Below are 11,032 nucleotides of genomic sequence, written 5' to 3' on the forward strand. Positions count from 1 at the left end.
TGCCGCTGTTGCACGCGGGCGAGGTGATCGGCGTGGCCCACATGGGCAGCCGCACGGCGTACGAGTTCTCCAATGAGGACAAGCTGCTCTTCCGGGCGATGGTGAGCCGGGCCACGGGCCTCATCATCCAGGCGCAGCTGGCGGCCCGGGAGCGCACGGCGCGCGAGGAGGCGGTCCAGCGCGAGGCGGAGCAGGCCGAGACGCTCGCCCTGCTGGACACCCTGTTGGCCACGGCCCCCGTGGGCCTGGCACTGGTGGATCGGGAGCTGCGCTACGTGCGCATCAACCATGCGCTCGCACACATCCACGGTGTGCCCGTGGAGGCCTCGCTCGGGCGTCCCCTGCAGGAGGTGGTGCCGGAGCTTGCCCGCCTCGTCGCGCCGCTCTACCAGCGCGTCCTGGACACCGGGGTGCCCGTGCTCAACCAGGAGGTGATGGGAAGCCCGTCCGGGCAGGGAGGACGGCAGGTGCACTGGCTGGTGAGCTACTATCCGGTGAAGGATCGCTCGGGACAGGCCTACATGGTGGGCGCCGTGGTGCTGGACATCACCGAGCGCAAGCAGCAGGAGGCGCGGATGCAGCAGACGGCGGAGTTCCGCGAGCGCTTCCTGGGCGTCGTCTCGCACGATCTGCGCAACCCGCTCAACACCCTGCTCCTGTCCGCCAACATGCTGCTGCGAGACGAGGACTTTCCCGCGAGGCACCTGAAGGGCGTACGGCGCATCGTCGCCAGTGGGGAGCGCATGGTGCGGATGATCAGCGACCTGCTGGACTTCACGCGCGGGCGGCTGGGGGGAGGCATTCCCGTGCACCCCCAGCGCGTCAACCTGCGGCACCTGTGTCGGCATGTGTTGGAGGACCTGGAGGCCACCCACTGCGGACGCGAGCTGCGGCTGAAGGCGGAGGGCCACCTCCACGGCGAGTGGGATCCGGATCGGCTCGCGCAACTGCTGGGCAACCTGGCCAAGAACGCGCTGGACTACAGCCCGGCGGGCACGCCGGTGGACGTCACGCTCCATGAAGAGGGAGACGCCTTGTGCATGGAGGTCCACAACGAGGGCCCCCCCATCCCGGAGGTGCGGCTGGCGGACATCTTCGAGCCCTTCCGGCGAGCCATGGAGGAGGGGGCTCACCCGACCTCGGGCCTGGGGCTGGGCCTCTACATCGTCCGGCAGATCGCCGAGGCGCACGGGGGCACGGTCGAGGTGCGCTCCACCGTGGGGGATGGCACTACCTTCATCGTGCGCCTGCCGCGGCGGGGCGCGAGGCCGCGGGAGGCCGGCGCGGCGCTGAACTGAGACGGCAGCCGCGTCCTTCGCGGCTGCCGCCCAGGTCGAGCCCCGTGCACTGTTACCGGCGGCGCAGGGTCGGGTCGTCGGGGCCGAGGTTCAGCGTGCGCTTGTCATCCGCGTCATCGGAGTTGCGGATCTCCACTTCCTCGTGCCGCAGCGACTCCGCGACCCGGCGCTCCTCCTCGAAGGAGTCCTTGCGGATGACGACCTCTTCATCCACCACCGCGCGCTTGCTGACATCGACCTCCTCGGCGCGCACGGGCACCACCACCGTCTCGTCCTGGAACGAGGCGTTCATCGCCGGCCGGTCCGGGTTGACGTCGCGGCGCTCCACGCGTACGCGCTCGCGGCGCACCGGGACGCTCACCGTCTTCACTTCCTCCACGACGTCCTTGTGGACGCGCACCTCACCGGTCTGCACCTCCCGCTTGGTGACGTCCAGCTCCTCCTTGTGGAGCGGGATGGTGGTCTCCTCGGTGCGGCGCGCATTTCCCCAGGCCCCGGTGGTGTCGGCGCTGGCGCGTAGGTCCGTCGCCGCGGTGCTCGTCCCAAGTCCGGCGCTCGTGCCGTATTTGTCCTCGGAGGAAAAGCTCCGGAGGCTGTCACGGCCGTGCATGAGGATGATCTCCCCATCGCGGATGTCGCTGATATCCGCGTAGCGGACGAGGTAGTCCTTCGGGAAGAACAGGCCCTTCTCGATGTGGAACGCGTCATCCCCCATGGCGAACACCCTGCCGAGCTTCTCGCCGTCGGAGCTGCGGACCGTCATCCCTTCCATCAATTGGCTGCGCTGGAACAACATGGCTGCCTCCTGTCTCGTGGTCACATGGACGTACCGCGCCGCGTTCCTCCCTCCCGTGATGGCGCCAGCCCTGGCGTGCGCCCCCGGCGAGGAACGGGCTTCACTTCAAGTGACAGGATGGGGAGTGCCGCTCCGGAGAGCAGGTGGGTGTTGGCTGCCCGGCCGCACTACTGTCCAGGCTTCGTCCAGGAATTCAAACTTGCACCGGGCCCGAGGATGTCGCCTCGGGCCCGGCTCGTACTTCGGTGCTCGGCACGCCTACGGGTACACCTCGCGGCGCGTGGGAGGCAGCCCGCCCGCGGGCGGAGTCGTCACCACCTCGCCCTCGGCGTAGATGCGCTGGCGCTTGCTCACGCCCAGGGAAGACCCGAGCACCGCGGAGATGAGCCCCAGGAACAGGGCGCCGAAGACTCCCCAGAACGCCTTGCCGGTGGCATCCGCCGCCTTGAGCGCGCCCGTCTGCACCTGCTGGGCCGTGTCTCCCGCCTGTCCCTTGAAGGCGGTGAACTGCGTCTCAATGCGGCCGGCCACCTGCTCGGCATCCGAGCGGCTGAGGGCCGTCTTCTCCGCGAGGGAACTCACGAGGAGTTGCCGGTCGAAGCGGCCCTCGCGCACCGACGTCTGCACCGCGTCGCGGGTCGCGGACTCGAGCTGAGCCGCCGTCACCTGGGGCTTGCCCTCGGCGCGCAGCCGCTCATTCACGGGGCGCAGGGCATCATCCGCGTCGAGCCCGAAACTCTTGGCCGCCTGTCCCACGCCACCGGCCTGGGAGGCACCGGCCGCGACCGCCGACCCCGTTGCCTGGACGGCGGACTTGCCCACCGAGAAGAGTCCACCGGCCAAGGAGGAGACCAGGCTGCTGAGCATCCACAGGCCCAGGAGCGTGGTGAGTCCCCACATCACGAGGCCGTGGATGCCGCCGCTCGCCTTCGTCTGGGCCCCCGAGCCGCGCCCGGCCACGATGCCGCCGACGAAGAGCGCGATCAGTGGGGAGACGAGGCTCCAGATGCCGGTGAAGATACCGGAGGACTTCGCGCTCCCCGCGTCCTGCGGATTGACGTTGGACAAACCCAGGGCAAGGCCCAGCGCGTACAGCAAAACCCAGAGCCCCAGCGCGGTCACCGTGCCCGCGAAGATGGAGCTCCAGCTCACCTTGACGGGAGGTCCCGATAGGAAGCCCATGCCCGCTCTCTCGTGCGTCGTTGTCGCCATGGTGCACCTCTTGTTGAAAGGCGTTCCTTCCAACAGTGGACACACTGGCTCGACGAGAAGCCGTCCTGATTCCTTCCCTTGCTTCCCTGGTTGGAGAAGGGGCGGACGGCTGACGCTAGTTCGCGCCGCCAGCACGCTTCCTGCGCTGGTTGCGGAAGAACTCCACTTGCCACTGCTGCACCGCCGCTTCGTGACAGGCGAGGGTGGGACAAAAGATATGGGTGCCGTCGTTGCGTGACACGAAGAAGAGGTCGTCGCAGTCGAGCGGGTGGAGGGCGGCCTGGAGGGCGGCGGCACCGGGGCTGGCGATGGGCCCCGGAGGGAGCCCCGCGGTGGTGTACGTGTTGTACGGGTGCGGCGTCTCCAGATCCCTCCGGGTGATGTTCTTCGAGTACACCCCGCGCAGCAGCTTCATGGCGTAGATGACCGTGGGGTCCGTCTGGAGCTTGATGCCCTGGCGCAGCCGGTTGTGGAAGACGCACGCGATGCGAGGCCGCTCCTGGGGCTGGCCCGTCTCCTTCTCCACGATGGAGGCGAGGGTGAACGTCTCCAGCAGCCCGAGCTTCACCCCGTCCTTCCGCTGGGCATCGGCCTTCCGGTACTCCTCCAGGGAGCGCTCCACCATCTTCGCCAGCACCTTCTCCTCGCTGGCGCCACGGGTGAAGGTGTACGTGTCCGGGTAGAGAAAGCCCTCGATGGAGGCGGCGGGCACCCCGGCCTTGCGCAGGAAGGCGGGGTCCGAGGCGAGCTGCGTCAGCTGCTTCAGGTCGAGCTTCAGCTCCGAGCTGGCGACGATGGGGAGGATCTCCTCGACGCGCAGGCCCTCGGGGACGGTGAAGCGGTAGACCTTCACCTTGCCGGAGGCGAGCTGTTCCACGACCTGGGCGGGGGTGAGGGTGCCCTCGAAGAAGTACTCACCGGCCTTGAGCCTGGGGCCGGCCTGCTCGCGGCGGATGTAGAGGTAGAGCAGCTCCGGGTCCGTGACGATGCCCGCGTCCGCCAGCAGTCGGGCGAGCGCCTTGGGGCCAGTGCCGGTGGGCACGGAGACGGTGACGCCCTCCTGGGGCAGGGTGACGGAGGTGGCGGCGAACTGGGAGATCCGCTGCTCGCGGCGGAAGTACCAGGCACCCGCGGCGGCGGCCGTGAGCACCCCGAGCACGAGCAGGGCGAGGAGGACTTTCTTCACTTACGTCTCCGGGTCGTAATCGTCGTCGTCGTCATGCGCCCTCGAGGCGGCCACGCTCCGGGCATCGAGCCAGCCCTGGAGGATGAACTGGGCGGCCATCTGATCGATGACCTCGCGGCGCTTGGCGCGTGAGAGGTCCGCCTCGAGCAGGGTGCGCGTGGCGGCCATGGTGGACATGCGCTCGTCCCACAGCTCCACGGGCAGACCGAGGGCCTGGGTGAGGGTGTCCACGAACCTGCGGGTGGCCTCGGCGCGAGGGCCCTCGGTGCCGTTCATGTTGAAGGGCATCCCGACGACGAAGCGCTCGGCCTCGTACTCCCGCACCAGGTCCGCCAGGGCGGCGAGGTCCGCCTTGAGGCTGGTGCGCCGGATGGTGGTGACGGACTGGGCGGTGAGGCCCAGCCCATCCGAGACGGCGACGCCGATCGTCTTGGTGCCCACGTCGAGGCCCAGGGTGCGCATGAGGGCTGGAATCTAATCGCAATCCCCCGCCGTGGACCGCTCCGTCCGCGAGGCAGGACCGTGTTCGGCCGGGGGGCGGGCCAACCCGCTGAATTCGTTGGAGTCCGTGCCGTGCCGAGCTCGGCATCGCCGCTGCAATCCGTCGGACGCGGAACACGGCGCGGCACACGGAGGCACGGGGTCTCCCGGCCGCGCGAGAGGGACCTGCATATGGATTTCCTGAAGGGGTTGGGCAGTGCGCTGGGGGGAGTGACGAACCTGCTGTCGGGCGGTGCGCTCCTGGATGCGGCGGGCAACGCGCTGGGGCTGCCGCCGGTGGTGACCAACGCCATCAAGACGGCGGTGGGGGCGGTGACGGGCAACGCGCTGATGGTCGCCGATGGGGCCATCGGGCTGGCGCAGGAGCTGAGCAAGAACCAGGCGGCCTATACCGAGTACGCGACGCCGAAGGACGACAAGGTGGCCTGCGAGGGCTACGCGAAGCCGGAGGGCCAGGCCCAGGGGTCCTCGTCGGCGACCCGGGGCTCGGCCGCGCCGGGCGAGGTCCGTCCCGAGGGCGTGCTGGACCCGAGCATCCTCGAGTACCGCGAGGCCCTCAAGACGCTGGAGGCGAACTTCACCCTGCTCGACTCGGTCGACAACGTGAAGAACGGCAGCTTCACCCGTGGGACGCTCGAGAAGGTGGCCGGGAACGCGAACATGCCGGAGTCGGTGCGGGACGCGGCGCGCTTCCTGCTGGCGCATCCCGAGTACCGCACGCAGCTCGACACGGCGAGCCAGAAGGGTGGGGTGGTGGATGGCACCTTCAACACGAAGGACGTCCGGGCCGCGCTGAGCGACGTGAACGCGAGGATCGCCCAGTACGGCGTGCGCGGCACGAGCACTCCGACGCCGGCGCCCGGTTCTTCCGCCGGCACTCAGCCCCCGGTCAGCGGCACGCGGCCCGAGGCGCCGACGAGACCTCCGTCCACGACGGGTGGCGCGGCCAGCTCGAGCGTGAAGGGCATCATCAACGACCCGAGCTTGAGCCTGGAGGAGAAGATCGAGGCCATCCTGATGGCGCTCACGGAGCGGATGGACGGCGACATCCTCGCGACGATGGATGACCTCGCGGCGGCGCAGGATCGGCAGTCGGGCATCAAGAACGGCAAGGGGGACGAGAAGGCGCTCGCCGATGCACAGCGCGACGTGGATCGCATCCAGATGCGGCTCCAGAAGCTCGTCGAGAAGCGGAAGATGATGTTCGAGATGATGAGCACGATGTCGATGAAGTTCAACGAGATGGCGAAGACGGCCCTCTCCAACATGCGCAGCGCGTGAGGCGGCGATGGGACGGGTCATCAAGTACGAGGGAGGCGCGATGGATACGGCGACGACGGAGAAGCTGAAGGCGTTCGTGCGAGGGGAGATGACGTGGGCGGAGGTGGAGGGGATGACCTTCGAGGAGGCGAAGGCCATTGCGCAGGTGGGGTGTGACCTGGCGGCGGCGGGACGCTGCGAGGAGGCGCGCATCCTCTTCGAGGGGCTGGTGGAGGGGAACCCGAAGGACGCGGCGAGCCGGGCGGCGCTGGGCACGGTGTACCAGAAGCTGGGGCGGCTCCAGGACGCCGTCACCGAGTACACGGCGGCGCTGGAGCGGGATCCGCGCAACCCGGTGGCGCTGACGAACCGGGGCGAGCTCTACCTGCGGCAGGGCAACCGGCAGGGCTTCACGGACATCGCCAACGCGGTGGAGGCGGACCCGAACGGCGAGACGTCGGCGGGCCGGCGGGCGAGGGCGCTGGTGCGGGCCATCGCGCTGGCGGCGGTGGAGAAGATGAAGAAGGAGCAGCCCCGGGCCTAGGGCCGCGGGACGGAGTGGGAGGCATCGGCGGACGGGCCCTGGACGACGGGGCCTGCCCGCCGATTGTTTTTTCAGGGGGTAGGGGGAAGGGCGGCCAGCCGCTCGCCGATGGGCGGGTGGCTGTAGCCCTTGAGGACCACCCAGCGAGGCGGCTCGGGGTCCATCTTGTTCACCCGGGCGGCCTTCATCAGCATGCGGCGGAAGGCGGCGGGATCCTCGGTGAGGCGCAGGGCGTAGCGGTCGGCCTCGCGCTCGCGCTCGCGCGAGAAGGCGGCGGAGAAGGGGCCACTCAGGGAGAAGACGAGGAAGATGAGCAGCCACAGCAGCGGCAGGGTGCGGATGTCGGCGAAGCGCGTGGTGCCGAACCAGCCCCGTGCCGCGGCGAGCCGCAGCAGCCGGTCGATGGCGAAGAGCAGCGCCACCAGGGCGAAGGAGGAGGCGATGCGCCCCGGCCACTTCGACTCGTGGACGTGTCCCGCCTCGTGCGCGACGGCGGCGAGGATCTCCTCGGGGGTGAGCTCGCGCAGCAGCGTGTCGTTGAGGACGATGGTGCGGGTGGGGCCCTGGCCCGCGAAGTAGGCCTGCACGCGCTTGCTCGCCACGGAGGTCTTCTCCACCAATACGTCCGCGAAGGAGACGTCCGCGCGCGCCATGAGCGCGGTGATGCGCTCACGCAGGAGGCCGTGCTCCAGGGGTTTCTGCTCGAAGAAGACGCGGCCGCGGTACGGGTCGAGCGCCGAGGCCACCAGCAGCAGCAGCGCCGCGGGGACTCCCAGCACCAGCCACCAGTACTTCATCCGCCGGGCCAGCCCGTACAGGCCCACCACCAGGGCCGAGGTGGCGAAGACCCCCAGGGTGATGCCCTTGAGCTGGTCCACCGCGTAGCGCAGCGGGGTGTACGCGGACATGCCGTACTGATGCTCCAGCACGTAGCCGAAGTAGATGTTCGTCGGCGTGTAGAGGAGCGTGATGAAGAGCTGCACGAACAGCGCGAAGAGCAGCGCGGCGCCCCAGCCCGACTCTCCCCAGAGCAGGTCCATGACCTTGACGAGGACACGGAGCACCGGCGCGGTGCGCAGGGAGGCGAGCCGCTCGGACAGCCAGTGGGCGCTCCGCTCGGCCCACCGGTAGAAGGGGCGCACCAGCACGGCCAGGATGAGCGCGAGGGTGCCCAGGTACAGCAGGGGGGCCAGTCCGCCCCAGATGTAGTGGGGGAGGTGGTAGGCCTTGATTTCCGCGAGCTGCTCGGGCGTGAAGAGGGGCTCCATGGGGACCGCGGAGACTCAGGAGTGCGGCACGGCCGAGGGCTCGACCGGGGTCGGCGCCGAGTCCGTGTCCGCCAGCAGCAGCGCCTTCATCTTCTCCAGGCTCTGCCGCGTCTTGTCCACGAAGGCGTTCTGCGAGCCGATGCGCTCGGCCGCCTCCAGCGTGCGCTCGTAGATGTTGATGGACTTGGTGAGCAGCACCCGCACCTTCTTGCGCAGCTCCTCGCGGTACACCACGGCCTCCTCGGCATCCAGCTCCGCGGGCGCCGGCGAGTTCACCAGGTGCTCGTACAGGTTCTCGTACATCGCGCCGATCTGCGTGCCAGCCGCCGTCGCCCAGTGGCCGTTGCCCACCCGGATGGAGCGCAGGTAGTTGCCCTGCGCCGACAGCAGCAGCTCCGCCTTGTAGTTCAGGTCGTTCGCCAGCGCGTCGCTGCCCTTGGCCGGGTCCAGCTTCACCGCCTCGTAGTGCAGCCGGTAGATCTCCCCGACGAAGAAGTGCGCCTGGCCCGGGAAGTAGTCCTCCACCTCGTCCTTGTCCGAGAGCTTCTCGTACGTGTCGGTGGCCTTGCGCAGCGTGGTCTCCGCCTTCTCCGGGTGGCCGGACTCCAGCTCGCACACGCCCTGCTGCACCTGGGCCTCGAGGCGCTTGCCCACCGGCAGGTCCGCCCGCTCCGCGATGGCCTTGAGCACCTGGGTGGCCGCGTCGAAACGCTCCAGGTGGTAGTGCGTCTCCGCGAGCCGGAAGGCCGCGTCCAGGGCGTCGCCCGTACCCTTCTCCGGGTCCGCCAGCTCGGAGAAACGCATGGCCGCGTCCTCCCACTCCTTCAGCCGCTGGTGCGCCAGCCCCGCGTTGTAGAGCGCCGCGCGCCGGTGCTGGCTCTGGGGGAAGAAGTCCGCCAGCCGCCCGAAGTAGCGCGCCGCCTTCTTGAAGTCCTCGGCCGCGAAGGCCGACGTGCCGCCCGCGAAGAGCTCCTCGTCGTTGAGCTCGGACAGCTCCAGGTCTCCCGTCACCGTCACCGGATCGAACTGGACCTCGTGCCGGGACGACTCCTGTCCCTCGCGCACCGCCGTGCCCGTCGTCCGACACCCCACCAGGCCCAGAACTCCCACCAACACCCACCTGCGCCAAGTGGCCGACATGTATCTCCTCCGCTCCGAAAGCATTCGCGTTTCCAGGCTCCATGACAGCGGATGCCGTGCTGGAGTTCCCTGGCGGGCCCCAGCTTAACCCTCGCTAGGGCTTCCCGCCCGCATGGCTCGCCGTCCGGCGAGGAGCCGGGCAGGGGAGGTCAGGAGGCGAACGATGCTGGCCTGACTCGTGGGTCAGCCCGGGGGACTCGTCCCCTCGCCTCGTCCCTCTCCCGAAGGAAGAGGGGGAGAAGGTGGACTCAGGGGAATCACTTCGTCCCCCATCAGGTAGCGCCCCGTCCGCCACAGCGCACCGATGTCGTGCACGTCCATCTCGAAGCGCGGCACCTGGATGAGCGGAGTCCCCGGACAGGCCGCCTGCAGCTCGGCGATGCCCCGCAGGTCCTGTTCCGCCAGCACCGTCAGCTCCCGCAGCGTTTCCTCCGCCTTCGCGCGCCTCGTGGGAATGAGCCCCTTGGCCTCCTCCCACAGCAGTTGGCTCGGCATCGGGTGCACCCGGTTCACTACCAGCGCCACCACCTCCATCCGGTTCTGCTTCAGCAACCGGTGGAAGTGCGTCACCTCGTCCAGCCGCTCGCGGCCCGGGCTCGTCACCAGCACGAACCCCGTGGAGTCCGCCTCCAAGAGCTCGCGCACCCCGCGCGCCCGCTCCCGGAAGCTCTCGTTCATCGGGGCGATCGCCGACATGAAGCCGGCCAGCTCCTGCAACGTCTCCGTGCCGGTGAACTTGGAGATCGTCTTCGACACGTAGCTGCTGCCGAAGCTGAAGATCGACAGGCCGATCTTCCCCGCCGCCAGCGCGGGCGTGAGCAGCCACTTGGCCGCCTCGTTGTCGAGGAAGTCCAGCACCCGGTTGGGTGCCTCGAGGAAGTCCAGCGCGTGTGCCGTGGGAGGCGTGTCGAGCACGATGAGCTCGTAGTCACGCCGGGTGCGCAGCTCCCACAGCTTCTCCATCGCGATGTACTCCTGGCTGCCCGCGAGGGCGCTGGAGAGCGACTGGTAGAAGCGGTTGGCGAGGATGCGCTCGCGCTTGTCCGGTGGGGCGTACTTGGTGATGAGGTCGTCCCACGTGGCCTTCATGTCCAGCATCATCGCGTGGAGGGTGCCCTTGGGCTTGAGCCCCAGCGGCTCCAGCACGGACGCGGGCACCTGGGCCTCCACGTTGCCCAGGGCGTTGAGGCCCAGCGAGTTGGCCAGCCGCTTGGCCGGGTCGATGGTGCACACCAGGCTGCTGCGCCCGTCCACCGCCGCGCGCAGCGCCAGCGTGGCCGAGACGGTCGTCTTGCCCACGCCTCCCGAGCCGACGCAGAGCAGGACGCGCTTCTTCTCCAGGGCCGGGGTGAGCGCGTTGTTCATGCCCCCGCCTTCCCCGTCACCAGCGGCTCCAGGTGGCCCATCACCTGCTCGATGGCCGCCCGGTCGAAGCCCGGCGCGAAGATGCGCGGCACCTGGTACACCGGCGCGTGCAGGTTGCGCTCCAGCTTCAACTGCGCCAGCACCGTCTGCGCCGCCCGGTCATGGTGCGCACGCGCCACCCGCAGCAGCTCCGGCTCATCCACCAGCGCCTCCAGATCGTCCTCGGTGAAGCGCTCGGGGAAGGCCGCGTTCAGCACCGCCGCGTGGGTGCGCACGCGCACCTGCTCCTTCAGCGCCGAGTGCAGCTCCAGCGTCTCGTTCACCGGCATCTCCTCGGGCAGCGACACCAGCACCGCCGCCGTCGTCGCCGCGTCCTCCAGGATGTCGCGCATCTTCATCGCCTCGCGGGTCATGGGCCCGGGAGGCAACGTCTGCAGCAGCACCTGGGGCACCCGCAGGAAG

At 69.4% G+C, this 11,032-nt stretch carries 11 protein-coding genes; 3 read left to right on the top strand and 8 right to left on the bottom strand.

Annotation, left to right across the window (positions count from 1 at the left end; genetic code table 11):
• Window positions 1–1,298, top strand: a 1,298-nt coding sequence (locus VF794_RS24310; RefSeq protein WP_331114333.1) for a PAS domain-containing sensor histidine kinase, incomplete at its 5' end; no start/stop codon positions are given.
• 52 nt (window positions 1,299–1,350) lie between these two features.
• Here the strand turns inward: VF794_RS24310 and VF794_RS24315 are convergent.
• The 4 genes from VF794_RS24315 to ruvX form a co-directional block, all read right to left on the bottom strand.
• Complete coding sequence (locus VF794_RS24315) at window positions 1,351–2,094, bottom strand: YsnF/AvaK domain-containing protein (protein ID WP_331114335.1); 744 nt, start codon at window positions 2,092–2,094, stop codon at window positions 1,351–1,353.
• 258 nt (window positions 2,095–2,352) lie between these two features.
• Complete coding sequence (locus VF794_RS24320) at window positions 2,353–3,306, bottom strand: hypothetical protein (RefSeq protein ID WP_331114337.1); 954 nt, start codon at window positions 3,304–3,306, stop codon at window positions 2,353–2,355.
• Between the two features lie 115 nt (window positions 3,307–3,421).
• Window positions 3,422–4,492 (bottom strand): endolytic transglycosylase MltG, encoded by a 1,071-nt coding sequence (gene mltG, locus VF794_RS24325; RefSeq protein ID WP_331114339.1) that lies wholly within the window; start codon window positions 4,490–4,492, stop codon window positions 3,422–3,424.
• Window positions 4,493–4,954, bottom strand: coding sequence for a Holliday junction resolvase RuvX (gene ruvX / locus VF794_RS24330; protein ID WP_331114341.1), 462 nt, complete (start codon window positions 4,952–4,954; stop codon window positions 4,493–4,495).
• Between the two features lie 210 nt (window positions 4,955–5,164).
• On the opposite strand from ruvX, the gene VF794_RS24335 reads away from it, so the two are divergent.
• Entirely contained in the window at window positions 5,165–6,274 is a 1,110-nt protein-coding gene (locus VF794_RS24335) for a hypothetical protein (RefSeq protein ID WP_331114343.1), read from the top strand.
• Between the two features lie 7 nt (window positions 6,275–6,281).
• Window positions 6,282–6,797 (top strand): tetratricopeptide repeat protein, encoded by a 516-nt coding sequence (locus VF794_RS24340; protein ID WP_331114345.1) that lies wholly within the window; start codon window positions 6,282–6,284, stop codon window positions 6,795–6,797.
• Window positions 6,798–6,868: 71 nt separating this feature from the next.
• Here VF794_RS24340 and VF794_RS24345 read toward each other — a convergent pair whose 3' ends face one another.
• The 4 genes from VF794_RS24345 to VF794_RS24360 form a co-directional block, all read right to left on the bottom strand.
• Entirely contained in the window at window positions 6,869–8,065 is a 1,197-nt protein-coding gene (locus tag VF794_RS24345) for a M48 family metalloprotease (protein ID WP_331114347.1), read from the bottom strand.
• Window positions 8,066–8,080: 15 nt separating this feature from the next.
• Complete coding sequence (locus tag VF794_RS24350) at window positions 8,081–9,205, bottom strand: tetratricopeptide repeat protein (RefSeq protein WP_331114349.1); 1,125 nt, start codon at window positions 9,203–9,205, stop codon at window positions 8,081–8,083.
• A 183-nt stretch (window positions 9,206–9,388) separates the two neighbouring features.
• Window positions 9,389–10,570: an ArsA family ATPase gene (locus tag VF794_RS24355; RefSeq protein WP_331114351.1), complete on the bottom strand. Its 1,182-nt coding sequence runs from the start codon at window positions 10,568–10,570 to the stop codon at window positions 9,389–9,391.
• Window positions 10,567–11,032 (bottom strand): ArsA-related P-loop ATPase (locus VF794_RS24360; protein WP_331114353.1); only part of this gene is annotated, 466 nt, incomplete at its 5' end. The genes VF794_RS24360 and VF794_RS24355, both read right to left, overlap by 4 nt.

The sequence above is a fragment of the Archangium sp. genome, from assembly GCF_036389735.1.
Classification (GTDB): domain Bacteria; phylum Myxococcota; class Myxococcia; order Myxococcales; family Myxococcaceae; genus Archangium.

Coding starts and splice junctions, on each gene's coding strand:
- VF794_RS24315 (WP_331114335.1), bottom strand. CDS start 2,094: ATGTTGTTCCAGCGCAGCCAATTGATGGAAGGGATGACGGTCCGCAGC.
- VF794_RS24320 (WP_331114337.1), bottom strand. CDS start 3,306: ATGGCGACAACGACGCACGAGAGAGCGGGCATGGGCTTCCTATCGGGA.
- ruvX (WP_331114341.1), bottom strand. CDS start 4,954: ATGCGCACCCTGGGCCTCGACGTGGGCACCAAGACGATCGGCGTCGCC.
- VF794_RS24335 (WP_331114343.1), top strand. CDS start 5,165: ATGGATTTCCTGAAGGGGTTGGGCAGTGCGCTGGGGGGAGTGACGAAC.
- VF794_RS24340 (WP_331114345.1), top strand. CDS start 6,282: ATGGGACGGGTCATCAAGTACGAGGGAGGCGCGATGGATACGGCGACG.
- VF794_RS24345 (WP_331114347.1), bottom strand. CDS start 8,065: ATGGAGCCCCTCTTCACGCCCGAGCAGCTCGCGGAAATCAAGGCCTAC.
- VF794_RS24350 (WP_331114349.1), bottom strand. CDS start 9,205: ATGTCGGCCACTTGGCGCAGGTGGGTGTTGGTGGGAGTTCTGGGCCTG.
- VF794_RS24355 (WP_331114351.1), bottom strand. CDS start 10,570: ATGAACAACGCGCTCACCCCGGCCCTGGAGAAGAAGCGCGTCCTGCTC.